The 26,718-nt window shown below is 70.7% G+C and carries 29 protein-coding genes; 13 read left to right on the forward strand and 16 right to left on the reverse strand.

Features of this window, described 5'->3' with window-relative positions:
- Positions 1-57 precede the first annotated feature (57 nt).
- From ACQPXM_RS31810 to ACQPXM_RS31820, 3 genes are all read right to left on the reverse strand, one after another.
- On the reverse strand, positions 58-879 hold the full coding sequence (locus ACQPXM_RS31810) for a carbohydrate ABC transporter permease (protein WP_432951126.1): 822 nt from the start codon (positions 877-879) through the stop codon (positions 58-60).
- Between the two features lie 101 nt (positions 880-980).
- Positions 981-1,859, reverse strand: a complete 879-nt coding sequence (locus ACQPXM_RS31815) for a carbohydrate ABC transporter permease (RefSeq protein ID WP_077015472.1) — start codon at positions 1,857-1,859, stop codon at positions 981-983.
- Between the two features lie 4 nt (positions 1,860-1,863).
- Positions 1,864-3,156 carry an ABC transporter substrate-binding protein gene (locus ACQPXM_RS31820; RefSeq protein ID WP_432940514.1) on the reverse strand — a complete coding sequence of 431 codons (1,293 nt, stop codon included), beginning with the start codon at positions 3,154-3,156 and terminating at the stop codon, positions 1,864-1,866.
- A 94-nt stretch (positions 3,157-3,250) separates the two neighbouring features.
- On the opposite strand from ACQPXM_RS31820, the gene ACQPXM_RS31825 reads away from it, so the two are divergent.
- Positions 3,251-4,267, forward strand: coding sequence for a LacI family DNA-binding transcriptional regulator (locus tag ACQPXM_RS31825; protein ID WP_432940517.1), 1,017 nt, complete (start codon positions 3,251-3,253; stop codon positions 4,265-4,267).
- A gap of 170 nt (positions 4,268-4,437) precedes the next feature.
- Positions 4,438-5,607 carry a glycoside hydrolase 5 family protein gene (locus tag ACQPXM_RS31830; protein WP_432940519.1) on the forward strand — a complete coding sequence of 390 codons (1,170 nt, stop codon included), beginning with the start codon at positions 4,438-4,440 and terminating at the stop codon, positions 5,605-5,607.
- A gap of 894 nt (positions 5,608-6,501) precedes the next feature.
- Here the strand turns inward: ACQPXM_RS31830 and ACQPXM_RS31835 are convergent.
- Positions 6,502-7,251, reverse strand: coding sequence for a TetR/AcrR family transcriptional regulator (locus tag ACQPXM_RS31835; protein ID WP_432940521.1), 750 nt, complete (start codon positions 7,249-7,251; stop codon positions 6,502-6,504).
- A gap of 170 nt (positions 7,252-7,421) precedes the next feature.
- Between ACQPXM_RS31835 and ACQPXM_RS31840 the strand changes: the two genes are divergently transcribed.
- The 4 genes from ACQPXM_RS31840 (at position 7,422) to ACQPXM_RS31855 (ending at position 12,118) form a co-directional block, all read left to right on the forward strand.
- Positions 7,422-7,853, forward strand: coding sequence for a hypothetical protein (locus ACQPXM_RS31840; RefSeq protein WP_432940524.1), 432 nt, complete (start codon positions 7,422-7,424; stop codon positions 7,851-7,853).
- Complete coding sequence (locus ACQPXM_RS31845; protein ID WP_432940527.1) at positions 7,853-8,593, forward strand: ABC transporter ATP-binding protein; 741 nt, start codon at positions 7,853-7,855, stop codon at positions 8,591-8,593. Before ACQPXM_RS31840 ends, ACQPXM_RS31845 begins: the two co-directional genes overlap by 1 nt.
- Complete coding sequence (locus ACQPXM_RS31850; RefSeq protein ID WP_432940530.1) at positions 8,590-11,061, forward strand: FtsX-like permease family protein; 2,472 nt, start codon at positions 8,590-8,592, stop codon at positions 11,059-11,061. The genes ACQPXM_RS31845 and ACQPXM_RS31850 overlap by 4 nt, the downstream gene beginning before the upstream one ends.
- 109 nt (positions 11,062-11,170) lie before the next feature.
- Positions 11,171-12,118, forward strand: a complete 948-nt coding sequence (locus tag ACQPXM_RS31855; protein WP_432940533.1) for a TIGR03560 family F420-dependent LLM class oxidoreductase — start codon at positions 11,171-11,173, stop codon at positions 12,116-12,118.
- Here the strand turns inward: ACQPXM_RS31855 and ACQPXM_RS31860 are convergent.
- Entirely contained in the window at positions 12,111-12,602 is a 492-nt protein-coding gene (locus tag ACQPXM_RS31860) for an SseB family protein (RefSeq protein WP_432940535.1), read from the reverse strand. The genes ACQPXM_RS31855 and ACQPXM_RS31860 overlap by 8 nt on opposite strands.
- Before the next feature lie 88 nt (positions 12,603-12,690).
- Here ACQPXM_RS31860 and ACQPXM_RS31865 point away from each other — a divergent pair, with 88 nt between their 5' ends.
- The 3 genes from ACQPXM_RS31865 (at position 12,691) to ACQPXM_RS31875 (ending at position 14,816) form a co-directional block, all read left to right on the forward strand.
- Positions 12,691-13,200: a hypothetical protein gene (locus tag ACQPXM_RS31865; protein ID WP_432940538.1), complete on the forward strand. Its 510-nt coding sequence runs from the start codon at positions 12,691-12,693 to the stop codon at positions 13,198-13,200.
- The gene (locus ACQPXM_RS31870) at positions 13,187-13,858 is read left to right on the forward strand and encodes a uridine kinase family protein (RefSeq protein WP_432940540.1); all 672 of its coding nucleotides are present in this window, start codon (positions 13,187-13,189) and stop codon (positions 13,856-13,858) included. The genes ACQPXM_RS31865 and ACQPXM_RS31870 overlap by 14 nt, the downstream gene beginning before the upstream one ends.
- Before the next feature lie 67 nt (positions 13,859-13,925).
- On the forward strand, positions 13,926-14,816 hold the full coding sequence (locus ACQPXM_RS31875; RefSeq protein ID WP_432940543.1) for an aldose 1-epimerase family protein: 891 nt from the start codon (positions 13,926-13,928) through the stop codon (positions 14,814-14,816).
- Between the two features lie 3 nt (positions 14,817-14,819).
- Here the strand turns inward: ACQPXM_RS31875 and ACQPXM_RS31880 are convergent, their stop codons facing one another.
- The 10 genes from ACQPXM_RS31880 to ACQPXM_RS31925 form a co-directional block, all read right to left on the reverse strand.
- On the reverse strand, positions 14,820-15,296 hold the full coding sequence (locus ACQPXM_RS31880) for a PH domain-containing protein (RefSeq protein ID WP_432940546.1): 477 nt from the start codon (positions 15,294-15,296) through the stop codon (positions 14,820-14,822).
- 3 nt (positions 15,297-15,299) lie between these two features.
- Positions 15,300-16,145: an ATP phosphoribosyltransferase gene (hisG, locus tag ACQPXM_RS31885; protein WP_432940549.1), complete on the reverse strand. Its 846-nt coding sequence runs from the start codon at positions 16,143-16,145 to the stop codon at positions 15,300-15,302.
- A gap of 48 nt (positions 16,146-16,193) precedes the next feature.
- Positions 16,194-16,457: a phosphoribosyl-ATP diphosphatase gene (locus tag ACQPXM_RS31890; RefSeq protein ID WP_077015461.1), complete on the reverse strand. Its 264-nt coding sequence runs from the start codon at positions 16,455-16,457 to the stop codon at positions 16,194-16,196.
- 77 nt (positions 16,458-16,534) lie between these two features.
- Positions 16,535-16,885, reverse strand: a complete 351-nt coding sequence (locus ACQPXM_RS31895; protein WP_432940552.1) for a sec-independent translocase — start codon at positions 16,883-16,885, stop codon at positions 16,535-16,537.
- Between the two features lie 156 nt (positions 16,886-17,041).
- Positions 17,042-18,364, reverse strand: coding sequence for a S1C family serine protease (locus ACQPXM_RS31900; RefSeq protein WP_432940554.1), 1,323 nt, complete (start codon positions 18,362-18,364; stop codon positions 17,042-17,044).
- A gap of 219 nt (positions 18,365-18,583) precedes the next feature.
- Positions 18,584-19,663, reverse strand: coding sequence for a sigma-E factor regulatory protein RseB domain-containing protein (locus ACQPXM_RS31905; protein WP_432940557.1), 1,080 nt, complete (start codon positions 19,661-19,663; stop codon positions 18,584-18,586).
- Between the two features lie 3 nt (positions 19,664-19,666).
- A complete protein-coding gene (locus ACQPXM_RS31910) occupies positions 19,667-20,281 on the reverse strand; it encodes an anti-sigma factor family protein (protein WP_432940559.1) in 615 nt (204 codons plus the stop codon).
- Complete coding sequence (sigE, locus tag ACQPXM_RS31915) at positions 20,278-20,970, reverse strand: RNA polymerase sigma factor SigE (protein ID WP_432951128.1); 693 nt, start codon at positions 20,968-20,970, stop codon at positions 20,278-20,280. Before sigE ends, ACQPXM_RS31910 begins: the two co-directional genes overlap by 4 nt.
- 157 nt (positions 20,971-21,127) lie before the next feature.
- Entirely contained in the window at positions 21,128-21,349 is a 222-nt protein-coding gene (locus ACQPXM_RS31920) for a biotin/lipoyl-binding carrier protein (RefSeq protein WP_432940561.1), read from the reverse strand.
- A gap of 294 nt (positions 21,350-21,643) precedes the next feature.
- Positions 21,644-22,183, reverse strand: a complete 540-nt coding sequence (locus tag ACQPXM_RS31925) for a CGNR zinc finger domain-containing protein (RefSeq protein ID WP_432940564.1) — start codon at positions 22,181-22,183, stop codon at positions 21,644-21,646.
- A gap of 69 nt (positions 22,184-22,252) precedes the next feature.
- On the opposite strand from ACQPXM_RS31925, the gene ACQPXM_RS31930 reads away from it, so the two are divergent.
- Positions 22,253-23,422 carry an MFS transporter gene (locus ACQPXM_RS31930; RefSeq protein ID WP_432940567.1) on the forward strand — a complete coding sequence of 390 codons (1,170 nt, stop codon included), beginning with the start codon at positions 22,253-22,255 and terminating at the stop codon, positions 23,420-23,422.
- The gene (locus ACQPXM_RS31935) at positions 23,415-24,080 is read left to right on the forward strand and encodes a GNAT family N-acetyltransferase (RefSeq protein ID WP_432940570.1); all 666 of its coding nucleotides are present in this window, start codon (positions 23,415-23,417) and stop codon (positions 24,078-24,080) included. Before ACQPXM_RS31930 ends, ACQPXM_RS31935 begins: the two co-directional genes overlap by 8 nt.
- On the opposite strand, the gene ACQPXM_RS31940 is transcribed toward ACQPXM_RS31935, so the two are convergent.
- On the reverse strand, positions 24,067-24,948 hold the full coding sequence (locus ACQPXM_RS31940) for an SIS domain-containing protein (RefSeq protein WP_432940573.1): 882 nt from the start codon (positions 24,946-24,948) through the stop codon (positions 24,067-24,069). The two genes, ACQPXM_RS31935 and ACQPXM_RS31940, sit on opposite strands and share 14 nt — an antisense overlap.
- Positions 24,949-25,049: 101 nt before the next feature.
- On the opposite strand from ACQPXM_RS31940, the gene ACQPXM_RS31945 reads away from it, so the two are divergent.
- Complete coding sequence (locus ACQPXM_RS31945) at positions 25,050-25,832, forward strand: DeoR/GlpR family DNA-binding transcription regulator (RefSeq protein ID WP_077015453.1); 783 nt, start codon at positions 25,050-25,052, stop codon at positions 25,830-25,832.
- A gap of 154 nt (positions 25,833-25,986) precedes the next feature.
- A complete protein-coding gene (locus ACQPXM_RS31950) occupies positions 25,987-26,667 on the forward strand; it encodes an O-methyltransferase (RefSeq protein WP_432940576.1) in 681 nt (226 codons plus the stop codon).
- The last annotated feature ends 51 nt before the right edge of the window (positions 26,668-26,718 follow it).

Consider the following 26,718-nt stretch of genomic DNA (forward strand, 5'->3'; position numbering starts at 1 on the left):
CCGACCACGAAAGCAGCCCCGGCCGGATTCGGCCGGGGCTGCTGTTCGTACGGCGTACTACCCCTTGACCGCGCCTTCCTCGACGCCCTTGAAGAAGAAGCGCTGGAGGGTGGCGAAGACGATCACGATCGGGATGAACGCGATCATCGTGCCGGCGGCGATCAGCCGGGGGTTGTTGGTGAACGTGCCGGACAGGTACTGCAGGCCGACGGTGAGCGTGTACTTGTCCGGGTCGGTGAGCACGATCAGCGGCCACAGGAAGTCGTCCCAGGCGCCGATGAAGGCGAAGATCGCGACCACGCTGATCGTGCCGCGCACGCTCGGCAGCGCGATGTAGCGGAAGCGTTGCCACACGTTCGCGCCGTCCACGATCGCGGCCTGGTCGACCTCGATCGGCAGCGAGCGGAACGCGTTGTACATCAGCAGCACGTTCAGCGCACCGATCATGCCGGGCAGCGCGACGCCGAACAACGTGTTCGCGAGACCGAACTCCCGCACCGTCACGTACTGCGAGATGATCGTCACCTCGCCGGGCAGCACCAGCGTCGCCAGGAACAGGCCGAGCACCAGCTTGCGGCCCTTGAACTGCAGCCGCGACAGCGCGAAGCCGGCCAGCGACGACCCGATGATGTTGCCGCCGACAACCAGTACGGCGACCTGCAGCGAGTTGCGCATGTAGTCCCAGACCGGGATGGTGTCGGCCACCGCGCCGTAGTGCTCCAGCGTCGGCTGGGACGGCAGCAGCCGCGGGATCCGGGTGTAGATGTCCTCGCCGGACCCCTTCAGCGACGTCGACAGCTGCCACAGGAACGGCCCGATCGTGATCAGCAGCACGAACACGAGCAGGACGTAGCGGACCGCCTTCTCGCCCGGCGACATCGAGTTGAAGCTGAACGTGCCGCGCTTGCGCTTGCGCTTGCGCACCGGCGTACCGGGGTCGTCCGGTACGGCGATCGGCCGCGCGGGATCGGTGACGACACTCATGCGTCCGCCGCCTTCCGGTTCAGTCGCGCCAGCGCGAGCATCGGGACGACCGTGACGAAGAACAGCACGATCGACAGTGCCGAGGCGTAGCCGAGGTTGCCCTCGAAGCCCTGGCTGTACTGCTGGATCAGCATCACCACCGACGAGTCGCGACCACCGGGACCGCCGTTGCCACCGCTGAGGATGAACAGCTCGGAGAACACCCGCAGGGCCGACACCGAGATCAGGATCGCGATCAGGATCATCGTGCCCCGCACACCCGGGATGGTGATGTTCGTGAACCGCCGGAACGCGCTGGCCCCGTCGACCGCGGCCGCCTCGTGCAGCTCACGGCCGACGTTCCCGAGCGCGGCCAGGTAGATGATCATGTAGTAGCCCAGGCCCTTCCAGATGGTCAGGCTGATCGCGCTGAACAGCAGCAGCCACTGGTCGGACAGGAACGGCAACGGCCCGGAGATCACGCCGAGCTTCTCGGCCATGCCGTTGACCAGACCACGGTCGTCCAGGATCCACTGCCAGATCAGCGCGACGACGACCGCGGACGCCACCACCGGGGTGTAGAAGGCGGTCCGGAAGAACGTGATCCCGGGCAGCTTCTTCTCGACCAGGACCGCCAGCGCCAACGGCACGATCGTCAGGAACGGCAGGCAGACGATCATGTAGATCACGCTGTTCAGCAACGCATAGCGCAGCTGCTCGTCGTGCAGCAGGGCCTCGAAGTTCTTCAGCCCGACGAAGGTCCCACCGCCGATCGGCTTGGCGTTGGTGAACGACAGGATCACGGTGTTGATCGACGGCCACAGGTTGAACACCAGCAACCAGGCGAGTGCCGGGACGACCAGCACCCAGGGAGAGAACCACCGGTGGTAGCGCATCGCGTTACTGGGCCAGCAGCTGGTCGGCCTTGGCCACCGCGGCGTCCAGGGCCTGCTGCGAGCTCACCTTGCCGGCGATCGCCAGCGAGATCTGCTGGTTGATGAAGTCGTTGGTCGCCCCGCTGATCACGGCCGGCTTGAGCGACTTGGCCTTGGCCAGCGACTCGAACGCGAGCACCTTGGCGTCACTCTCGACGGTGCCGTCGCTCTTGGAGAAGTACGGGTCGTTCGCGGACGCCTTGGTGGAGGGGAAGATGTTCACGATCTTGGCGAACGCGGCCTGGTTCTCGGCGTTGGTGACGAACTTGGCCAGCGCGATCGCGGCGGCCTGGTTCTTCGACTTGGCCGAGACCGACAGCCCCTGCACGTACAGCGGCGGGGTGTCCAGCGCCGGCGACGGGACGACCTTGCCCTTCAGCGACGGGTTGTCCTTCTGGAAGTCGACGATCGAGTTGCCGCCGCCGGTGGTCCAGGCGACCTTGCCCTGGGTGAACAGCTTGCTGTTGCCCAGGTACTCCTGGGTCAGGATGTCGCGCGGCAGGTAGCCGTTCTTGTAGGCGTCGCGGTACTTGTCCAGCAGCGCGACGGCCTCGGGGGTGTTGAAGGTGAACTTCTTGCCGTCGTCGCTGAGGATCTTGACGCCGGCGTTGGTGAAGTCCTCGATGCCGGGCAGTCGGCTCATCAGGTACTCCTTGCCGCCGGACTTGTCGTGCATCACCTTCGCGGCCGCGAGCAGCTCGTCGAAGGTCTTCGGCGGGTTCTTCACGTCCAGGCCGACCGCGGCGAACTTGGTCGCGTTCCAGTAGTCGATGTCGGTGTTCAGGTACCACGGGTAGCCGAACGTGCCGTTCAGCCCCTGGTACTGGTACGCCGTGACGCCGCCCTCGACGTAGTCGGTCTTCACTGCGGGGTCGGCGGCGGCGACGTCGAGCAGCAGGTTCTGCTTGGCCAGCGGCAGCGCGAACTCCGGCGGCAGGTTGGTCACGTCGGGCAGCTGACCGGCCGAGGCCTGGCTGAGCACCTTCTTGTCGTACCCGTCGCCCGGCTGGTCCAGCCAGGTCACCTTGGTACCCGGGTACTTGGCCTCGAAGGCCTTGATCACGCCTTCGACGTACGAGGTGAACTTCGGCTTCAGCGCCCAGGTCTGGAAGCTGACCTCACCGGTCACCTTCGCGTTCGCGTCGACGGTCGGCTGCGCGCCGGACGAGGACTCCTCGGATGATCCGAGACCGCAGCCGGCCAGGGTGAGGGCCGCGACGGCAAGAGCCGCCACCGGGGTCAATCGACGACTACGCATGGAATTCTCCTGAAGTGATAAACCGGTATAGCTCCTGCACTATCCACATCGTAGAATCCGCTGTCAAGGGTGGGGACCGACCAGGAGGTGGCCGATGGCCAGACCGACGATCGCGGACATCGCGGACCGCGCGGGCGTGTCCAAGGGCGCGGTGTCGTTCGCGCTGAACGGGCGGCCGGGGGTGAGCGACGCGACCCGGGCGCGGATCCTCGCGATCGCCGAGCAGCTCAGCTGGCGGCCGCACAGCGCCGCTCGCGCGCTCGGCGCGTCCAGAGTCGACTCGGTCGGGCTGGTGATCGCCCGGCCGGCCCGCACGCTCGGCGTCGAGCCGTTCTTCGCGCACCTGGTGTCCGGGCTCCAGTCCGGGCTGTCGGCGCACTCGATCTCGCTGCAACTGCTGATCGTCGAGGACACCGAGGCCGAGATCGAGGTCTACCGCCGATGGCACTCCGAGCACCGGGTGGACGGCGTGATCCTGGTGGACCTGACCGTGCGCGACCCCCGGATCGACGAACTCAAGGCGCTCGAGCTGCCGGCGGTGGTGATCGGCGGGCGGGGCGGCAAGGGCGCTCTGCCGTCGGTGTGGGCGTCGGACCGGGACGCGATGCTGGCGGTGGTGGAGTATCTGGCCGCGCTCGGGCACCGGCGGATCGCCCACGTCGCCGGTACGCCGAACTTCCAGCACACGCAACGGCGGATGCGGGCGCTGCGCGACGCGGCGCCGCGACTGGGGCTGGTGGACGCGCCGTCGCTGCCGACGGACTTCAGCGACGCCGAGGGTGCGGCGACGACGCGCAAGCTGCTGTCCCAGGCGGTCCGGCCGACGGCGATCGTGTACGACAGCGACGTGATGGCGGTGGCCGGGCTCGGGGTCGCGATGGAGATGGGCGTCTCGGTGCCGGGCGAGCTGTCGATCGTCGCCTTCGACGACTCGATCCTGACCCAGCTGATGCACCCGGCCCTGACCGCGCTGTCCCGGGACACCTTCGAGTTCGGCCGCCAGGCCGCGGAGGTGCTGCTGGAGGTGATCGCCGACCCCGCGACGACGGTCAACCGGCGAACCGCCGACCCGGTACTGACGGTCCGGGAATCCACCGCTCCCCCAAGCTGATCCATGGCTTCCCGAGCTGATCCATCGCTCTTCCAAGCTGAGACCGGCTCTCGCGGCCTCCTCCGCCGGCAGCGGCGGGACGTTCCGGCGACGTCACCCCGGCGGGACCGCGGCGACCAGCCAGCAGACGCTGTTTGCCTGAGATTCTAAACCGCTTTAGCATCAGCATCATGCTCTCGGATCCCGCCACGCCCCGGTTCGGCGCGAACTACGTCCCGTCAGCCGGCTGGTTCTACAGCTGGCTGGACCACGACCCGGCGGCGGTCCGGCGGGACTTCGCCGACCTGGCCGGGCTCGGGCTCGACCACGTCCGGGTGTTCCCGATCTGGCCGTGGATCCAGCCCAACCGCGGCATCATCCGCGAGCGGGCGATCGCGGACCTGCTGGACACGATCGACGCGGCCGCCGAGCACGGGCTGACCGTCGCGGTCGACCTGGTCCAGGGCCACCTGTCCAGCTTCGACTTCCTCCCGTCGTGGGCGCTGACCTGGCACAAGGCGAGCCTGTTCGAGGACCCGACGGTGCGGGAGGGCCTGACGGCGTACTGCGAAGCGGTCGCCGCGGCGGTCGCCACGAAGCCGAACGTCTTCGCGATCACCCTCGGCAACGAGGTCAACAACCTCTGGCCGGACAGCACGACGACTCCGGAGACGTCGACCGCCTGGGCGCAGGAGCTGCTGGCCGTGGTGAAGAAGGCCGCGCCGAATGTGCTCGCGCTGCATTCGGTCTTCGACGACGCCTGGTACCGGCCGGACCATCCGTTCAGCCCGGTCGACGTGACCGACCTCGGTGAGCTGAGCACCGTCCACTCGTGGGTGTTCAACGGGGTCTCACGAGTGGACGGCCCGCTCGGCCCGGCGACCCTGACGCACGCCGACTACCTGGTCGAACTGGCCGCCGCGACGTCGCTCGACCCGACGCGCCCGGTCTGGCTGCAGGAGATCGGCGTACCGGGGCCGGACATCCCGGTGGACCTGCAGGGCGAGTTCGTACGACGTACGGTCGAGCAGGTCGTACGCAACCCGGCCCTGTGGGGCATCACCTGGTGGTCGTCGCACGACATCGACCGCAAACTGCTGGACTTCCCGGACCGGGAGTACGACCTCGGTCTGTTCACAGTCGACCACGAGCGCAAGCCGGCTGCGATCGCGCTGGCCGAGATCATCGCGGAGGTCCGGTCCGCCGGCGTCCACCCGACCGAGGCGACGACGCTGACCGCGCCGTACAACCTGCGCACCGATCTCCACCGCCGCGCGGAGATCGCTCCGGGCAGTGAGTTCCACCTGCAGTGGGTCGCGGCTCGCGCGCGGGGTCCGGTCCGGATCGTCCTGCCGGCCTGACTCACTCCCGCCCGCGGGGCGCACACCAGGCGACCACGCCGCACCGCCCCCACCGCCGCACCGCCCGCACCGCACCGCCCCCACCGCACCGCCCGCACCACCGCACCGCCCCCACCGCACCGCCCGCACCACCGCACCGCCCGCACCGCCGCACCGCCCGCACCGCCCGCACCGCCGCACCGCCCGCACCGCTCCGCACCGCCGCACCGCCGCACTGCACCGCTCCGCACCGCCGCACCGCCTCGCCTCGGCCCCGCCGCACCGCCCCGCACCGCCCGCACCGCACCGCCCGCACCGCCGCACCGCCCGCACCGCACCCCCCGCACCGCCGCACCGCCCGCACCGCACCGCCCGCTCCGCACCGCTCCGCACCGCCCCGCACCGCCCGCACAGCACCGCCCGCACCGCCGCACCGCCTCGCCTCGGCCCCGCCGCACCGCCCCGCACCGCCCGCACCGCCGCACCGCCCGCACCGCCCGCACCACCTCGCCTCGGCCCCGCTGCACCGCCCCGCCTCGCCTTGTCCCGCCGCCCCAGCCCGTCGAGCCCATCCGCATTTTGCACGGTTAACCCCCACGGGAGTGGGTTCTACCTCCGCATGCAGACGTAGAACCCACAATTTGAGGGGTTAACCGTGCAAATGCGGACGGGCCGAGCGGGGCGCGATGGGTGTGGTCCGCGCGTCGCGGAGGTGTCGCGTGTACGGCGCCGGGGCGTCGCGCGTGGCGCGCGTGGCACGCGTGGCGCGCGTGGCGCGTGGCGCGCGTGGCGCGTGGCGCGCGTGGCGCGTGGCGCGCGTGGCGCGTGGCGCGCGTGGCGCGTGGCGCGCGTGGCGCGTGGCGCGCGTGGCGCGCGTGGCGCGCGGAAGGGTGGGCGCCCGGGCCTGGCGGGTGGTCAGCGTTGTTGGTCGATCAGCACCTGGATGCCGTCCAGGATCCTCGTCAGACCGAAGTCCAGGTCGTCGTTGAGCTCGTCCTCGTACTCCTGGCTTGTGTAGAGCTTGGTGAGCATCGGGTAGTTGCCCGCCGCCAGCCGCGGGGCCAGGAAGGCGCCGACGTGCTCGGACTGGACCGGTGGCTGCTCGCTGGCGCCAAGCTGGCGGGCCAGGTTGGCGTAGCTGCGTGCGTAGCCGTCGAGCAGGAGCACGCAGCCCAGGTTGTCGTGCTGGCTGAGTCCGGTGGGGTCCAGTGCCTGCAGGAGGACCTCCGCCCAGCTGAGCAGGTTCGGGGTCATCGGGGCGCCGCGGATGGGTAGGTCTAGCAGCCAGGGGCGTTCGGCGTACCGGGCGACCTGGGCCTTGACCCACGCGGTCGCGCCGGCCCGCCAGTCGTCGCCGGCGAGGTCCGGGGGCGGGCCCCAGGCGGCGTCGCGGACCAGGACCAGCAGTTCGTCCTTGGAGCTCACGTAGCGGTACATGGCGTTCGTGGTGACGCCGAGGTGGGCCGCGATCTTCTGCAGGGAGATCGCCTCGAAACCCTGCCGGTCGCCGAACTCGATGCCGGTGGCCACGATCTGGTCCACGCTGAGTCCCGGCTTGGGCCCCCGCCGCTGGACCGGCAGCACACCCCAGGACAGGGCGAGCCCCGGCGGCAGCGCTCGGCGTCCGTCGCCCGCAGGCCCCTGCTGGGTCCGGTCCTCGGTCACGAGCACCATCCTGGCCCAGATCCGGCGACGGGCCGAGCTTCAGCGCCGAACAGGGGTGCTAGGTCCACCGTGAGCACGGGATCCAGAACCCTCGGAGCTTAACTGTTCAATCCTTACGCTGTTTCTTGTCGGGCCGATCCCCGGTCCCCTCGAAGACAAGGAACCCGCTGATGAACACCGTGACCGCAACCCTCGGCCCGCTGCTCTCCCCCGACGAACTGGCGCTGACCGACACCGATCGGGACGCCGCGCACCGGAAGGTCGACTGCGCCCTCCGGCTCGGCGGGCTCGCGCCGCAGCAGGCGGCCGACCGGCACGAGCTGGTCGGCGCCGCCCGGACCCGCGGAGAGCTGCGCCAGGCCTTCGACGGCCTGGCCGACGCCGTACCGCCGTACGGGCTGACGCTGGCGCTGCGGATCGCCACGGTCGGCTGGCTGGCCGTCTGCGTGATCCAGTTCGTCGTGTGGCTGACGCTGGCCGTCTTCGGCCACTTCGACGGGCCGTGGTGGCTCTGGTCCGACCTGGGGCTGGGCGCGGCCGTCGCAATCCTGTGGTGGACCAACGAGTCCTACCACCGCAAGACCCAGCTGAAGGTCCTCTGATGGCCGCCCCGGTTCAGCTGACCGACGTCCGCAAGGTCTACGGCACCGGTCCCAGTGCCGTCACAGCCCTCGACGGCGTCAGCTACGACTTCGCCGAAGGTTCGTTCACCGCGGTGATGGGCCCGTCCGGCTCCGGCAAGAGCACCCTGCTGCACTGTGCCGCCGGACTGGACGCACCCAGCGCCGGTGAAGTCCACCTAGCCGGTACGGCGTTGCGCGGGCTCGACGAGACCGCGCTCACCAAGCTGCGCCGCGAGCACGTCGCCTTCGTCTTCCAGGCGTTCAACTTGATGCCCGCGCTGACCGTGCGGCAGAACGTCGTCCTCCCGCTCACGCTGGCCGGGCGGACGCCCGACCAGGAGTGGACCGCGGAAGTGATCCGCCGGGTCGGACTGGCCGAGCGGACCGGGCACCGGCCGGGCGAACTGTCCGGCGGCCAGCAGCAGCGGGTCGCCATCGCTCGCGCGCTGGCCAGCCGGGCCGCGATCACCTTCGCCGACGAACCCACCGGCGCGCTCGACACCCACACGGCCGCGGAGGTCCTGGCGCTGCTGCGTGATCAGGTCCGGGCTGTCGGTCAGACCGTCGTGATGGTCACCCACGATCCCGTCGCCGCGTCGTACGCCGACACGGTGGTGTTCCTGGTGGACGGACGGATCGTGTCCGAGTTGCTGTCCCCGACTGCTTCGTCCGTCGCCGCCGAACTGGCCGCGCTGTCCCGGCTGAAGGTGACCCGATGATCCGGCTCGCGCTGTCCAGCCTGCGGTTCCGGACCGCGGCGTTCCTGGCGATCTTCGTCGCCGTGCTGCTCGGCAGCTCGCTGATGGCCGCCGCCGGCGGTCTGCTGGAAACCGGTCTGCGGCTGAACGCGGCACCGCAGCGGCTGGCCGACGCACCGATCGTCGTGACCGGGCGGCCGGCGTACCAACCACCGAACGGGAGCGGCTCGGTGGCGTATCCCGAACGGCACGCGGTCCCGGCGTCGCTGGTGGACCAACTCGCCCGTACGCCGGGAGTCGCGAAGGCGGTCGCGGACGTGTCGGTTCCGGCGATGATGACGCCGGGCGATCGCTCGACCGGGCGTGGCTGGGCTTCGGCCGCTCTGACGCCGTACCGGTTGATCGCGGGACGGGAACCGGCGGCAGGGCAGGTGGTGCTCGACCAGCGGCTGGTCGGCGGGGCTCGGGTCGGCAGCTCGGTCAGCGTGATCGTGAACGGGGTGCCGCGGGCGTTCGTGCTCGGCGGGATCGCCGTCACGGACACCGCCGTCGACGCGCCGGCGATCTTCTTCGCCGACCGGGAGGCGCGCGAGCTGTCGCCGCGGCCGGGGATGGTCGACGCGATCGGGGTCTTTCCGGCAGCCGGAGTGGAGCTGGCGAAGCGGCTGGAACTGCCGGCGGGTGTGACCGCGTTGACCGGCGACGACCGGGGCGCCGCGGAGTTCGCCGGGATCGCGACGAGTCTGCCGCTGATCATCCTGTCCGGAGTGTTCGGCGGAATGGTCGCGGTGGTGATGGCGCTGGTCGTGTCGGCGATGATCGGCCTGTCGGTTCGGCAGCGACGCCGGGAACTGGCGCTGCTGCGGGCCAGTGGTGCGACGCCCGGGCAGGTGAAGAAGCTGGTGATCGCCGAGACGATGCTGGTGTCCGGTGTCGCGCTGGTGATCGGGCTGCTGCTCGGGCGGACCGCAGGTGCGTGGATCTTCGGGATGCTGACCGAGGGCGGGATCGTTCCGGCGGCGCTGCGGTTCGACCAGGGGCCGTTGCCGTTCGCGAGTGCGTCGGTGCTGGCGCTGGTGATCCTGCGCGTGACGGTGGGGATCGCGGCCGGCCGGGCGGCCCGGATCCGGCCGATCCAGGCGCTGGCCGAGGCCGCAGTACCGCCGGTGGTGATCGGTCGGGTCCGGATGCTCATCGGTCTGGTCTTCGCGGCGTTGACCGTCGGTGTCGGGATCTCGACAATCTTCATGAGCCCGGCCAACGCGGCGGCGATCGGTGGGCCGGCGGTGCTCACGGGGTCGATCGCGGTGGCGGTGCTGGGGCCGTTGGTGGTGCGGGCGGCGCTGACGACCCGGGTCACGGGGTGGCTGTCGACGCGCGGCACGTCCGGGACGTTGGCGGCGATCAACCTGCGCGTCCGGGCGGTGCAGTTCGCGGCGATCCTGGTGCCGCTCGTGCTCGCCTCGGCGATTGCCTTGGGCAACGTCTATGCGCAGACGACCCAGCAGCGGGCCGCGGTGGAGGCGTACACGGACAATCTCGACGGCGAGGTCGTGGTGACGAGCTCCGCCGGTGTGGTGCCGGCCGAGCTGGTCGAGCAGGTACGGCGTACGGAGGGCGTGTCGGCCGTTTCCGCGCTGGTCCGGAGCAATGGGTGGATCGAGGAGCCGTACGACAGTTCGCACACGAGTGATCCGTGGCCGCTGCTCGGGCTGAGTGGACCGGTCTACAAGGGCAAGGTCAAGGCGGGATCGCTGGACGAGCTGCGCGGGGAGACGGTCGCGCTGCCGCCGGGCGTGGCGAAGAAGCTGGAGCTCGCCGTCGGCGACACGATCGGCCTGCGGCTCGGGGACGACGCGCTGGTGAAGGTGCGCGTGGTGGCGCTGGTCGAGGGCAAGGCGGGGTACGAGTCGTTGCTGCTGCCGGCGGAGTTGCTGGCGGCTCACACGACCTCCGGTCTGCCTTCGCAGCTCTTGATTCGGACGTCGTCGCCGGAGCAGGTGACGGCCGGACTCGATCTCGGAAAGTGGCCGGGGGCAACGGTTGGGGATCGTGAGTTGCTGGCGGCCGACTACGACGCCGGGCTGGGAGTGGACGCGTGGATCGCGTATCTCCTGGCCGGGATCGCGATCGCCTACGCCGCGATCGCGTCGGTCAACACGATCACGGTGGCGGTGCTGGACCGGCGGCGGGAGTTCGGGCTGCAGCGATTGACCGGGTCGACGCGGCGGCAGGTGATGCGGATGCTCTACCTGGAACACCTGGTGATCGCGGCGCTGGGTCTCGCGCTCGGGGTGGTCGCGGCCGCGTTCAGCGTTCTGCCGATCGCCGTCGCCACGCGGGGATGGCCGATCCCGTCGGGGCCGGCCTGGGTGCTGCTCGGCTGGGTGGCGATCGTGGGACTGCTGGTTGTCCCGACCACGGCGATCACCGGTCGCCTGGCGATGAAGGCCAAGCCGATCGACGCCGTGACCGCACCGACAGGGTGAGACATGGGGTCGGCGCTCGGCTCGGTCACCGTCCGAGCCAATGCGCCGATTCCTTTCCGCGCCGCCGGCGGTCTATCGGGGTAGTCACGTTTCCCCGGAAGGATCGATCATGTCCCTGACCTTCAGCCTCTTCCTGCCGACCGGCTTCGGCGGCGAGCTCGCGGCGTACGACGACCCGGCCGAAGCGCTCGCGGCGGTGACCGGTGTGGCGCAGGCGGCGGAGGAGGCCGGGTTCGCCGCGGTCTACCTGCCCGATCACCTGCAGACCGTGCCGCCGTCCCAGGCGTACCTGTTCGAGTCCTGGAGCCTGCTCACGCTGCTCGCGGCCCGCACCGAACGCATCCGGCTCGGCCACCTGGTCACCGGCAACGGTTACCGCAACCCGGCCCTGCAGGCGAAGGCCGCCTCGACCGTCGACGTACTGTCGAACGGCCGGCTCACCTTCGGGATCGGGGCCGGCTGGTACCAGCGCGACTACGACGCCTTCGGCTATCCGTACGCCGACGGCCCCGAGCGTCTTCGCCAGTTGCGCGAGGCGGTCCAAGTGATCCGGTCTCTGTGGACGAACGACGTCACCACCTTCGACGGCACCTACTACCAACTCGTCGAGGCGGTGAACCGGCCCCGCGGCGTCCAGCAGCCGCACATCCCGCTGATGATCGCGGGCGGCGGCGAGAAGGTGACGCTGAAGATCGTCGCCGAGTACGCCGACGCCTGCAATTTGATGGCCTCACCGGCCGAGGTCGAACGCAAGCTCGGCATCCTCCGCAAGCACTGCGCCGCCGTGGGGGCGGACTTCGACCGCATCCGCCGGACGGTGACCACGGCCTGCCTGATCACCGGCAGCGACGAGGAGGCGCAGCGGGCGCTGGCACCGGAGACGGGCCTGTTCTATCCCGGCGACTTCGGCTCGTACCTGCTGTACGGAACGGCCGACACGGTCCGCCGCCGGATCGCGGCGTACGAGGAGGCCGGGGTGCAGGAGCTGGTGATCGGGTTCCACGACGGTCTGGATCCGGAGGCGATCCGCGGGTTCGCCAAGGAGTTCATCAGCTGACCGGGTGGATCCAGCCGAATCCGCCGTCTTCCAGGCGCACCACCTGGAGGCCGGCGGCCAGGCGCTGGACGTCGTCGGTCTCGATCACGCCGGTGGCCGGGCCGGCCACGTCGATGACGATGGCGGCCGCGCCTTCCTGGACAGCCGCGGTGGCGACCAGCTGCGCCTGGGCGGGCATCGGCCGGGCCTCGGGGCTCCAGCGGGCGAGGGACTCGGTGCTGGTGAAGGCGAGCAGCGCGTTGCGGCCGTCCTGGCCTCGCAGCAACGCGACGGCCATGTCGGAGGTCTTGTCGTGGGCCAGGCCCTGGTCGTCGTACTCGACCTCGCCGAGCATGGCGACGACCGGCACGAGCAGGCGGGCGGCTGTCAAGGCGTGCAGAATCGCACCCTGGTCGCGGGCCGACAGAGCCTGAGCCAACGCCGGGTCCGCCGAGCCGTCGTCGTTGTCGAATCCGGTAAAGGCCAAACGCTTGTCGGGCTGCACATCTCCATTGTCCCCGGAGCGGTCTTTCAGGGTGGCGTCAGGGCTCTACCCGGCTTGGATCCGCACGGGTCTGTGCGAGCCTGGGTGTGTGCCTGACTTCAATGATCTGTCGCTGCTGCCGTTCTGTGCGGGTCTCACCCTGCTCGGCCTGATCGGCTCGTGGCTCGCCTGGCGGCGCCGCGGGGCGGCGGCCGGCGTGCGGGGCGTGGCCTGGTCGTTGCTGCCGGTCTCGCTCTACCTGACCGGCCTGCTCGAGCTGGTGTGGGACGTCGTGCGCTCGACCGTCAGCTGGGTCACGCACCTGATCTTCTCGCCCACCGTCTGGGCAGGTGTCGCGCTGTTCGGCGTCTCGGTCGTGCTGTACGTCGTGTCCGGCCTTGTATCGCGCACAGCCAAGGGCCGGCCGACCCCGGAGAAGGCAGCCAAGACGAAGCCCACGGCCGCACCCGGTGAGCTGACCAGCACCGGACCGGCCCCCGCCTCGGCCTCCGCCCCAGCCAAGCCCGCCAAGGCCCCGAAGGGCGCCAAGGCGAGCCAGCAGGAGTCGTCGGAGTTCGACGAGATCGAGGACATCCTGAAGCGCCATGGAATCAACTGAGACCGCAGTCCCGGACACCCCTGCCACGCTGACCGTCGACAGCCTCCTGGACCACGTCCAAGCCGGCCCGCCGCGCCTCGGCCGGACCCGCCTGATCGGCGTCGACGGCCCCGCCGGTTCCGGCAAGACGACCCTGGCCGCCCGTTTCGCCGCGCGTGCGGAGGCGCGCGGCCAACGGTGCCAGGTGCTGCACATGGACGACCTGTACGACGGCTGGGACGGCGCCGTGCGCGGCTTCGGCCTGCTGCGGGACCACGTGCTCCAGCGCATCTCCGACGGCCGCGAAGGCCGCTACCGGCGCTACGACTGGGTCCAGGGCGCGTACGCCGAACTGCACGTCGTACCGACCACGCTGGACCTGCTGATCGTGGAGGGAGTCACCTCCTGCGACCGCGAGGCCGACCACTGGCAGTCGCTGCGGCTGTGGATCGAGACGAGCAACGAGGTCCGCCTGGACCGCGGCATCGAGCGCGACGGCGAGGCGCTGCGCGACCGCTGGCTGGACTGGATGCGCTGGGAGCGCGACCACTTCGCCGTACAGCGCACCCGCGACCGGGCCCACGTGGTCGTCGACGGCAACCCGTCGATCCCGCACGACCCGGAGACCGAGATCGTCACCAAGTCCGTCCACCTCGACCACGACTCGGCCGCGTCCTGAGCGACTGTGAGGAACCCGTCGGCGCGACGCCGTCCGGCAATGCGCAGCAGTGGGTAAGGATGGTCGCATGAGCGTATTGCCATCAGGGGAGCAGTGGACCATTCGCGCCGGTGCGTACGCCGGCACCGTGGTGAGCGTCGGCGGCGGCCTGCGCGGTCTCGCGTACGGCGACCGCGAGGTGCTCGTCGGCTACGGCGAGACCGAGGCGGCGCACGCCGGGATAGGCCAGCACCTGATCCCCTGGCCGAACCGGATCACCGACGGCAAGTACACCTTCCAGGGCACCGAGCAGCAGCTTCCGCTCAGCGAAGCGGCCCGGTCGAACGCGATCCACGGCCTGACCCGCTGGGCGAACTGGGAGCGCGTCGACGACGGGCTCGACGAGTCGCTGGTCGAGGTGGCCTACCGGCTGCACGGCCAGCCCGGCTATCCGCACCAGCTCGACCTGACCCTCACCTACCGGCTCGACGCGGAGACCGGGTTGACCGTCACCGCCACGGCGACGAACGTGGGAGCGAGCGCGGCGCCGTACGGGTACGGGACGCATCCGTACCTGTCGGTCGGGCGGCAGATCGACGAGTGCGAGCTGGAGTTCCGGGCCGAGCAGTGGCTGGAGGTCACGCCGGACCGGATGACGCCGGTGGGACTGAAGCCGGTCGCCGGATCCGACTTCGATTTCACGACCGCCCGGCGGATCGGCGCGCTCGAGATCGACAACGCGTTCACCGGGCTGCCGGCGAACTGGGTGGTCACGCTGACCGACCCGGACAGCGGCAACCGCGCCGTACTGAGCGGCGACACCCGGTGGATGCAGCTCTACACCGGCAGCGCGATCGGCCGGATCGGGCTGGCCGTCGAGCCGATGACCTGCCCGCCGGACAGCTTCGTCACCGGCGAGGACCTGGTCGTGCTCGAGCCGGGCGACCAGCACAGTACGACGTTCCGGGTGAGCGTCTGAGGCTCAGGCCGTCTGGGTCCCGGCTCCGTGGGCCCGCGCGACGGCGGCGAGCTGCTTGGCCGCCGCCGACGCCCGGGCTCCTTCGGACGCCTGGATCGCGAGGATTCCGAGCCGGTTGCCGTCGGTGTCGAACATCTGCAGCCACGGATCGCCGGGCGTGAACCGCAGCACCTTCACGTCGGTCCACGGGTACGAGTACGACTTGAAGACGTTGCGCACCCGCAGGCCGTCGGCGTACGCCGTGACGCGGACCGTGGCCATCCGGTAGAGCAGGTACAGCACGGTGCCGAAGAAGGCGATCAGCGTCAGCCGCTGGAACAGCGTGAACGTCGCCCGCGACTCGTCCGGCAGCCGGAACCAGATCACCCCGAAGACCGCCACCATCGACGCGGCCATCACCGCCGTCACCGCCGCGATGATGCGCGGGTGGAAGGTGAACAGCGGGGTGACACCGGTCACGAGCGACTCCGGGGTGGCCATCTGCTAGATCCGGGCGGCGTGGATGTCGGTGGTCAGGATCGCCCGGGCGCCGACGTCCCAGAGCTGGTCCATGATCTTCTGTGCGTCGGCTCGGAGCACCATCACGCGGACGGCGACCCAGCCTTCCCGATGCAACGGCGACACCGTCGGCGACTCCAGGCCCGGGGTGAGCGCGTTCGCGGCCTCCACCGACTCGGCCCGGATGTCGTAGTCCATCATCACGTAGTTCCGGGCGACCAGGACGCCCTGCAAGCGCCGGACGAGCTGCTCGAGGCCCGGCGGCTGCTCGACGCCGTGCCGGGTGATCAGCACGGCCTCAGACGTCAGGATCGGCTCGCCGAACACCTCGAGCCCGGCCTGGCGCAGCGTCGTACCGGTCTCGACGACGTCGGCGATCACGTCGGCCACACCCAGCTGGACCGCGGACTCGACCGCGCCGTCCAGCTTCACCACGGACGCCTCGACGCCGTTCTCGGCCAGGTGGTCGGACAGGATCCCGGCGAACGACGTGGCGATCCGCTTGCCGGCCAGGTCCTTGACCGAGTTCGCCACTCCGGGCCGGCCGGCGAACCGGAACGTCGACCCACCGAAGCCCAGCTCCATCGCGATGTCGGCGTCGGCGTGCGAGTCGAGCACCAGGTCACGGCCGGAGATGCCGACGTCGAGTGTGCCCTCCCCGACGTACACGGCGATGTCGCGGGGGCGCAGGTAGTAGAACTCGACCTCGTTCGCGGTGTCGGTCAGCGCGAGGTCCTTGGTGGTCCGGCGCTGCTTGTAGCCGGCCTCGGTCAGGATGGCGGTGGCGGCCTCGCTCAGCGAGCCCTTGTTCGGTACTGCGACGCGCAGCATGGGTCTGTGGCCTTTCGGAAGAGGTGGTCCCGGACTCCGTAGCGGCTTCTACAGATGTCGGTACACGTCGTCGAGGTCCAGGCCGAGCGCGTGCATCATCACCTGCGCGTGGTAGAGCAGCTGGCTGAGCTCCTCGGCGGCCCGGTCCTTGCTCTCGTGCTCGGCGGCCATCCAGGACTCGGCGGCCTCCTCGACCAGCTTCTTGCCGATCGCGTGCACGCCGGCGTCCAGCGCGGCCACGGTGCCGGAGCCCTCCGGCCGGGTCAGCGCCCTCTCGCCGATCTCGGCGAACAGTTCCTCAAACGTCTTCATCGCGCGCCCAGCCTAGAGGTCGCCGCCGGCGGACCGTTCAACAGGTCTCGTCCTGCGGGACGGCGGGGCGGTGGCGGTCAGGTCGATTCGGGGTCGTACGGCGCGCGCTGGCCGGCCGGCAGCCGCTGCACGGTGGTGTCCATCAGGTCCGTCGAGGACGCGACCGGCTTGTCGTCGTAGTCGTCGTCCATGCCCTCGAGCAGGTGCTTGCGCACGAAGCTGCGCGGGTTGAGGTCGCGCACGTCGAGGTCGGCGAACTCCGGGCCGAGCTCGTTGCGCAGGTCGTTCTGCGCGTTGTTGACCATCTGGCGGACCTGGCGCAGCAGCCGGCCCGCCGTCCGGGCGAACTCCGGCAGCCGGTCCGGGCCGAACAGCAGCACGGCGACGATGGCGATCACGACGAGCTCGAGCGGCCCGATGCCGAACATGTCCCCACCTTCTCCGGTCGTTCCCCAGTCCGCAGACAGGGTAGCCCGCCGCCGGTTGCGGTGGAGGGCGGGTCAGCCTGGATTCGGCGGACACCCGCCGACTTTCCTTCCCCGTTCCCGCCCGGCCGACTCCTGGTCGCCCGGACGGGGTTCGCGTCAGCCGGTTTGCTGACCCAAGGTGATCGTGGCCTGGCGGGGTTTGCCCGCGCGCTGGTAGTCGAGCCGGACGCTCTCGCCCGGCCGGTGGGTGCGGATCGCGACGATCAGCGCCTCGGCACTGTCCACCGGCTGGTTGTTGATCGAGGTGACCACGTCGCCGATCCTCAGTCCGGCCTGCGCCGCCGGCGACCCGGCGTTCACCCGGGAGACCCGAGCACCACCCTCGTACCGCATGTCGACCTCGGCACCGATCACCGGGTACGACGCCTTGCCGTTGGCGATCAACTGCTGCGCGGTCCGCCGGGCCTGGTCGATCGGGATCGCGAACCCGAGCCCGATGTTGCCGCTGCTGCCCTCCTCGGCACCGCGCACGGTGGCGATCGCGGAGTTCACGCCGATCACCCGCGCGTTCATGTCGACCAGCGGGCCGCCGGAGTTGCCCGGGTTGATCGCGGCGTCGGTCTGCAGCGCGTTGATGTAGGAGGTCTCGCCCTCGCCGCCGGCGGTGACCGGGCGGTTCTTGGCCGAGACGATGCCGGAGGTGACGGTGCCGGCCAGGCCGAGCGGCGATCCGATCGCGACCACGTCCTGCCCCACGATCGCCAGGTCGGAGCGGCCGAACTGGACCGCCGGCGCGTCGATCCCGACCACCTGCACGACCGCCAGGTCGTAGGCCGGGGAGCGGCCGACCAGACGGGCGGTCGCGGACTTGCCCTTCTGGGTGACGACCTGGATCGAGCCGCCGCTGGCCGCGGCGGACACGACGTGGTTGTTGGTCAGGATGTGCCCGGAGGTGTCGATCACGAAGCCCGAACCGGTCGCGTTGCTGTCGTCGGCGCCCTCGACCTTGAGCTGGACGACGCTCGGCAGCAGGGTCTGGGCGACGGCGGAGACGCTGCCGCTGCGGATCTTCGGGTCGGCGCCGTTGCCGATCGCCGGACCGGGCTCCTCGGTGATCGGGTCCGGGCGGTCCAGCGCGACCACGGTCGCCGCGGCCCCCGCACCGGCGATCAGCGCGACGATCAGCGACACGAGCGCCGCGATCAGGATCGTCCGGTTCCCGCCGGTCTTCGGCGGCGGCGCCGGGGTGTAGGCCCGAGCCTGCTGCTGGTGCCAGTCGAGCGGCGGCGGCGGCACGTAGCTCTGCTGCTGGGCCGTCGGCCAGGCCTGCCCCGGGTACACCTGCCGGAAGCCCTGGTCCCCCGTCTCCGGCCGCCCGAAGCTCCGCTGCGTCATCGACCGCTCGGCCTGCCGGTACGCCGCGTCGCCACCCGGAGTCGCCAACGGAGCGCTGCCCGCCTGCACCGGAGGAGGCGTCAACGCGGACACCGCCGGATTGGCGGGCACCGGAGGCGCGGCAGTCGAGTTGTCGGCCGAGGCGGGCGGGGGCGCCACCGGACCCGCGGTGGGGACAGGACGGGTCGGTTCGGCGTCCTGTGGGGTTCGTATTGTCGGCTCGGCGTCGTCCCAGCTCACGGTGGCCGCCTCACGTCGTCGTTGTCTCGTGGTGGGAGCCGCAGAAAACACTCCCGGTTTTGATTATCCCAGCTTCCACGAGAGCGCACTCATCGGAGTGAGCCACGTCGCGATTCGGGCCAGTCCGGTACCCATCCGCTGCACCGGTGTCACCCGGGCCGGCACCTCGTGCGGAAACGCGTCCACCACCTGCGCGAGCAGCTCGGCCGGCACGTCCCCGACCAAGGTGTACACGATCCCACCCGACGACCACACGGCGTACGACGGCATCCCGTAGCGCACGTGCACTCCCGGCGTCCCGGTCGTCGCGTACCCGGCGACCGCCTTCGGGTCCAGCGCGCCGCGCTGCTGGAACAGCGACACGTTGAACAGCCCGTCGGAGTACGAGAACTGCAGCACCCCGGCCGCGGAGTCCTGGTGCACGTCGTACAGCCGCAGGGATCCCGGCAGCTCGCTCGCGCAGGTCCACCCCTGCGTCCGCAGCCCGTCGACCCCGCTCAGCCCCATCGACTCCACCCCACCGGGCAGCATCGGCGGCAGGTGGCCGAGGAACTCGCCGTTCTCGATCTCCAGGTCGGTGAACACCGTCGCCCGCACCAGCGCCTTGCCGTCCGCACCGAACAGCTGTCGCTGCAGCAGCAGCCCGGTCGTCCGGTCGATCCAGAACCGCGCCGCCAGCGTCCGGTCGCCACGCAGCGCCTCGACCAGGACGGCGGCCCGCCCGATCGTGTCCGTGCAGCACCGGTAGACCAGCTCGTACGTCGCCTTCAGCAGCGCGAGCGGACCGCCGTCGACCGTCGGCCGCTCACCGTCGGTGGCCCGCTGGACGAACGACTTGGCGTCCGGCGAGGTGGAGCCGACCACGCTGATCTCCGAGCCCTGCGACGCCGCGTGCACGATGTCGAGCATCGCGGACGTCGAGCCCTGCGGTCCCCAGGCGGTGATGATCTGGGTGCCGTGGTACGAGACGTGGTCCGGCGCGGCCGCGGCGCGTTCGAGCCAGCTGATCGCGGACGGCGCGTCCTCGCGAGGAGTCGCCGGAACGGGAGCGGCTACGGCCGGGAGCGGCAGGCCGATGCCGATCAGCACGGTGCTGACCAGCACAGCCAGCCCAGCGGGACCAACCAGCCGGGGAGGACTCACAGCTCAGCGTCCCGTCAGAGCCACCGGCTGCAGCGTCGGGTCCAGCCCGGCGTACCCAGTCCCGTTGTAGGAGTTGAAGAAGGCCACCGGGTCGCCGAACGGGCTCCCGCCGACCGTGGCGGCGTGATCAGCCGAGAAGCTGGCCACCGGGGGCGTGAGCACCGGCGGCTGCTCGGTGCCTCGCGCCGGGTCTCCCAGCACGAACGCCGTCCCCAGCAACGACGCCACCGCGGCAGCAGACCCCGCCGCACCCAGTACGCCGGCCCGCCGCCGCGACCTGGTCGCCGTACGGGCAGCAGGCCGGGTCGCGCCGGTCCGCGCGGCCGGGAACGCCGAACGCTGCGGGCTGAGCGTGACGGACGGCGTGAGCACCGGCCGCACCTCCTCGCGCGGCTCGGGCGAGAACGACGGCACACCCATCAGGCGCTGCATCAGGTCGGTCGACGGCTCCGGAGCCTCCAGCGCGGACATCCGCGCCTTCAGCCGGCGCTGCGCCTCGACCTCGGCGCGGCAGGAGTCGCAGCAGACCAGGTGGCTCAGCACCCGGTCCCGCGAGTCGTGGTCCAGCTCACCGTCAACCGCGGCGCTCAGCTTGTCCAGCGGATGCTGCACGGTCACCGGTCGTCACCTCCACCGGGGAAGGGCCCGTCCGCGGGCGGGCCGCTGACTCGGGAGTGGCCGGACCGCGGCGCGCGGTGCTCGAGGTGCTTGCGCAGCATCGAGCGGCCGCGGTGGATCCGGCTCCGGACGGTGCCGAGCTTGACGTCCAGCACCTCGGCGATCTCGTCGTACGTCATGCCTTCGATGTCGCACAGCACCACGGCCGCGCGGAAGTCCTCGGGCAGTGCGGCCAGCGCGTCCTGCACGTCGTGGTCGAACTGGTCGGAGTCGAGCTTCTCGGCCGGGCCACTGCCCTTGGCCGGCAGCCGGTCGTGCGCGTCCTCGGGCAGCCCGTCGAACCGGATCCGCTGCCGGCGGCGGGCGCCGTCCAGGAACAGGTTCGTGGTGATCCGGTACAGCCAGCCCTCGAACGTGCCCGGCGTGTAGCTGGACAGCGACCGGAACACCCGGACGAAAACCTCCTGGGTGAGGTCCTCGGCGTCGTGCTTGTTGCCGGTCAGGCGGTAGGCCAGCCGGTAGACGCGCGCGGAATGGGTCCGGACGATCTCGTCCCACGACGGCAGCACGTCCGGCTGCGGGGTCTCGGCGGGCTGCTGCTGGGGGGCCAGGGCAGGCACCACGGAGGTGTCGACCGGCTTCACGGCAACGCCTCCCTGGGTCCTCTCGGCAACGAGCGTGACCACCATGGTGCCGTGTTCACCGTCCTTCGCGCACGTCGGGGACACCCGGGCCGAACCCTGAGATGCCGGTACGACGGTCCAACGGCGGGCGGAGACGGGAAGTTCCCGGTGATCTGCACGCTCAATAGACGCTTCACAGACGGCTTTCGATGGCCGGTGTGGCCTAGTTCTCCTCGATCACGGCGATCGGATCGCCGTCGCGCACGACCTCGCCCTCGACCACCTTCAGTTCGGTGATCGTGCCGGCCACCTCGGCCAGCACCGGGATCTCCATCTTCATCGACTCCAGGATCACCAGGGTGTCTTGCGGCCCCACCGTGTCCCCGGCCTTGACGGTCACCTTCTGGACGTTCGCCACGAGCTCTGCCACCACGGTGTGACTCACGTGCACTCCTCATCGCCGGGATCCTGGCTGCCGATCCTAGGCGTTGGCCGAGCGCCCGGCGCCCAGACCGGCGTTCGGGAGGGCGCGGCAGTCGGTTGGGTGCTAGCTGGCGGAGCGTGGGCTGTAGCCGGCCGAGCGCTGGCTGTAGCTGGTGGAGCGTGGCTTCTGGCTGGTGGAGCGTGGGGTTCGGGCCGGTGGAGCGTGGCTTCTGGCTGGTGGAGCGTGGGGTTCGGGCCGGTGGAGCGTGGGGTTCGGGCCGGTGGAGCGTGGCTTCTGGCTGGTGGAGCGTGGGTTCTAGCTGGTGGAGCGGCGGGCGCGGTGGGACGCGACCCGGGTGCGGCTCGCGCAGGTCGGGCTGCAGAACCGTCGTGGCCGTCGGGCGGCCGGGTTCACGAAGACTCGTTCGCAGTCGCCGGCGGCACACACCCCGACCGCCTCGAACCCGTGCCCGGCGGCGAACCCGGCCAGGCCCAGCGCCGTACCGGCGGCCAGCCACTGCCCCCAGGTCGCACCGGGCTTGGCGACGTGCAGGTGCCAGGGCGACCCGTCGTGGTCGGACAGATACGGACGTACGGCGTACTCGGCGAGCAGCTCGTTCAGGATCCGCGCGGCCTCGGCCGGTTCGGCGTGGAAGACCGGCCGGATCAGCTCGCGCACGGCGCGCACCTCGGCCAGGTCGTGCTCGTCGATCCGGACCGGCTCGGCCTCGCCGTGGTCCAGCAAGAACCGCCGGACGTCCGCCGGCTTCACCAGTTTCTCCGGCTCCAGCGTCCGGGTGTTGACCAGGTCCACCGCGAGCCGAACCAGCCGGTCGGGGGTCTGCAAACTTTCCATTGGCACCAATGTAACGGCTTTGCTAGCGTAACGCGTAACCCGCAAGACCGCGTTACAGGGAGACCCGACATGGCGGCGTACTACCTCGCGGCCACGCTCGCGCGGGTCGGTGACGAGATGGTCGCGTTCACGTTGGTGCTGCTCGTCCTGGACCGCACCGACAGCCCGGCGCTCGCCGGCATCACCGGAGCGGCCTACGCCTTGCCTGCGGTGATCACCGGTCCGCTGCTGGGCACCTGGCTCGACCGTACGGCGTACCGGCGGACCGCGTTGGGGCTGAACCAGGCCTTGCTCGGCGCGGTGATGCTGTCTTTGCTCTTCGCCACCGGCCATGCGCCTGACTGGGTGACGCCCGCCCTGGCCTCCCTGGCCGGCCTGACGCTGCCCATGGTGAGCGGAGGCTTCACCAGCATGCTGCCCACGCTCGTCCCACCAGACCGGCTCGCCAAGGCGAACAGCTGGGAGGCTGCCAGCTTCGGAGCGGCGACGATCACCGGTCCGGCCGCTGCGGCCACCATTGCCGCCGCCGCGTCCGTGGAGGCCGCGGTCGTGGTCATCGCGGTGACCGCGACGCTCAGCATCGTCGCGATCGCCGGGCTGCCCGCGCTGCCCGCGGCCGTAGTCGCCGACGACCGCGAGCCCTTCCTGGCATCGGTCATCGGCGGTCTGGTCCACCTGGTGCGCACACCTCCGCTGCGCGCGTCCACGATCACCAGCACGCTGCTGATGGGCTCGGTCGGCGTACTGCTGATCACGCTGCCGCTGCACATGACCACCCTCGGCGCTCCTCGCTCAGCCGCCGGCTACCTGTGGACGGCCCTGGAGATCGGCAGCGTCACCACCGCGGTCCTGCTCGGCCGGCTGCAAACGCGCTGGCGGCCCGAGCTGATCGTCATGGTCGCCGTGGCCGCATACGGGCTGGGCATGAGCACCTGGCCGCTCGCCTCGACGTTCCCGGTCCTGCTGCTCCTGGCAGCCGCCACCGGTCTGCTCGAAGGTCCGATGCTGCCTGCGATGTTCGCTGCCCGCCAGCAGTACTCCCCTGTCGAACTGCAGGGCCGAGTCAGCACGACCGCCGCCAGCCTCCGAGTGGGTGCTGCTGCCCTGGGCCAGGCCGCCGGCGGTCTGCTCGTTCCGGTGGTGGGCACGCACACCGCCTTACTGGCCGTGGCCCTCTCCCTGGTTGCCGCGGCAGGCCTTGGCCAACTCTCCACCATCCGGCAGGCTGCCCATGCTTGAGGCCACGCTGACCGCCTGGGTCCATGGCTGGTCGATCTCCCGAGGCAGTCCCGCACCGGTCCCGGCCGCCGGGGGCCACCGGATCGAGGTGGGTCTTCCGCGGCACCTGGTCCGCTACGTCACGCCGAGCGTCGATCAGACGCTGGTTGACGAGCTGCAGGCGCCGGGGACGTGGCTGAAGACCTGCGGCGAGCTACCCGAGCTGGACGACCGCTGGAAGGTCGAGCGGACGGAGTACTTGATGGCGGTCGACCTGGAGCCTGTCGACCCAACGCCCAACGTGCTCCGAACAAAGAGCACCGATCCGCTACGCCACGCGCTCCGAACCGAGAGCACTGATCCGCCACGCCACGTGCTCCGAACGGAGAGCACTGGCCCCCTGATCCACGTGACCGCCGAGATCGACGGAGTTGTCGCCGCGCGCGGGCAGGTCGCCGTCTGGGGTGACTACGCCGTCATCGATCAGGTGGTCACTGAACCGGCGTACCGGCGGCAGGGGCTGGGGTCAGTGGTGATGCGTGGACTCACCCAAGCAGCTGTCGAGCAGGGCGCGCGGACCGGCGTACTGGTGGCGACTGACGCCGGTCGCGCGCTCTACAGCCGGCTCGGCTGGGAGCTGGTGAGTCCTGTGCGGGTGGCCTGGATCAGTCCAGGATGACCGAGCGGGTGAGGCTGCGCGGCTGGTCCGGGTTGAGGCCGAGGGCCAGCGCCTTGGCCACGGCGACCCGCTGAGCGACCACCAGCGAGGCCATCGGGTCGAGGTCCGGGTGGTGTACGACGGTGGCGCCGGTGGCGGTGATGTTTTCGATCAGTCCCTCGGGCGCCTCGCCGAAGATCCACACGCCGCGGCCGGGCTGAGCGATGGCGATCGGGCCGTGCCGGTAGTCCATCGCCGGGTACGCCTCGGTCCACGCCGACGCGGCCTCACGCTGCTTCAGGCCGGCCTCGTGCGCCAGGCCGATGGTCCAGCGGGTGCCCAGGTAGCTGACCTGCTCGAGCTTGGCCAGCTCGTCGACGTCGATCGTCAGCGCGGTCTCGGCGTCCGCGGCGGCCTGGGTCAGGTCCTGGCCGAGCGACAGCCGCAGCAGCGCCAGCGTCGTGGTGGCGAACCGGGTCTGCACAACGGACTGCTCGTCGGCGAAGTCCAGCAGGATCGTCTGATCCGCCAGCTCGGTGATCGGCGATCCGGCCGTCGCGGTGATCGCGATCGTCGGGACCGACGTCCGGCGGATCAGGTCGAGCACCTCGGTGGTGGTGCCGGACCGGCTGATCACCACCACCGCGTCGTACGAGCGGCCGAAGGCGAACTCCGACCCGGCGAACGCGTCGGTCTCGCCCTGGCCGAGGTCCTCGCGCAGGGCGGCGTACGCCATCGCCATGAACCACGAGGTGCCGCAGCCCACGGCGGCGACCCGTTGACCCGGCTGCGGGAGTGCGCCACCGTACTGCGCGAAACCGGCGGCGACCTGTCGCCACAGGGCGGGCTGGGTGGCGATCTCAGTGCTCACGAACGGGGTGTCGGTCATGTCGTCTCCGGAGATGTAATGGTCGAAACTGCTCGAACGTGATCGAATGGCGCCAACCGGCAGCCGCCCGGCTGACCGATCGTGTAAAGGAGGAGCCCCGGGTGAAGCGTTATGAACGGCTGAACACGTTGCTCGAGTCGCTCGCCGAAAAGGGCGCGATCGACGTCGACGAGCTCGCCGAGCAGCTGCACGTCTCCGCGGCGACCATCCGCCGCGACCTGGACCACCTGGGCAAGCAGCAGCTCCTCACCCGGACCCGCGGCGGCGCGGTCGCCAACGCGGTGTCCTACGACCTGCCGCTGCGCTACAAGACTGCGCGTTTCGCGTCGGAAAAGCAGCGGATCGCGCAAGCCGCGGCCACTCTGGTCCGCCGCGGCATGGTGATCGGCATGAACGGCGGCACGACGATCTCGGAGGTGGCGCGCACGCTGGCGACCCGGCCGGAGCTGTCGGCCGAGCACGGCGAACCTGCCTTCACGCTCGTCACCAACGCGCTGAACATCGCCAACGAGCTGATCGTCCGGCCGCACGTGAAGATGGTGCTCACCGGCGGCGTCGCCCGGCCGCAGTCGTACGAGATGATCGGGCCGCTGTCGCACCGGATCCTGGCCGACCTGTCGCTGGACATCGCGTTCATCGGCGTCGACGGCATCGACGAGACCGGCGCCACCGCCCATCACGAGGGCGAGGCCAACATCAACCAGCTGATCGTCAGCCGGGCCGCCAAGGTCGTCGTGGTGGCCGACTCCAGCAAGCTCGGGCAGCGCGCCTTCGCCCGGATCTGCGAGCTGAGCGAGATCGACACCCTGGTCACCGACGCCCAGGCCGACGAGTCCCAGCTCACGGTCTTCAAGGAAGCCGGCATCGACGTCATCCGGTCCTGATCGGCTGAACAACCGCACTGCCACCTCCCGAGGGTGATCCCTGAGCCGTCAGCACGATCATATCTGACTCAAGTGGCATGCTTACGAGCAAGACTGCGCAGTCCCAGCGCGGGAGACGCGGAAGCGAGACTCGGGGACGCTAGGCTTTCGAGAGATGAGGACTGCAGCGGCGAGACAATGGGAGGGCATCATCGCCACCGGCATCGATCCCGCGTCCTGGGCCTACGCCGAGGACTACACCGGTGAGACCGAGGCGGTCACCGGTGCCCGGGCGAGCGCCGCCGACAGCGGGGTGTCCGCGATCGGGCCCGGCGCCGCCTCCGCGCTGAGCGTGCTGGCCGCGGCCGTCGGCGCCAAGGCGGTGGTCGAGATCGGCACCGGAACAGGCGTGTCCGGCCTCGCGCTGCTGCGCGGTATGCGCCCCGACGGCACCCTGACCACGGTCGACATCGACGCCGAGAACCAGCGCCTGGCGCGCAAGACCTTCCTGGACGCCGGCGTCCCCGCGAACCGCTTCCGCCTGATCGCCGGCTCCGCGCTCGACGTCGTCACCCGCCTCACCGACGGCCACTACGACCTGGTCTTCTGCGACGCCGACAAGCGCGAGTACACGGCGTACCTGCACGAGGCCCTGCGCCTGCTCCGCCCCGGCGGCGTGGTCGCCTTCGACAACGCCCTGCACGGCGGCCGCGTCGCCGACCCGTCCCACCGCGACCCCGACACCACCGCCGTCCGCGACCTGATCCGCGCCATCCGCGACGACGACGACCTCGTCTCCGCCCTCCTCCCCTGCGGCGACGGCCTACTGGCCGCCGTCAAACGCGCGGAGGCCTGAGTTGTGCGCCGCGGCCGGCGCACCACAAGAAGTACCCAAGAGAACCTACAA

The sequence above is a fragment of the Kribbella sp. CA-253562 genome, from assembly GCF_050942265.1.
GTDB lineage: Bacteria > Actinomycetota > Actinomycetes > Propionibacteriales > Kribbellaceae > Kribbella.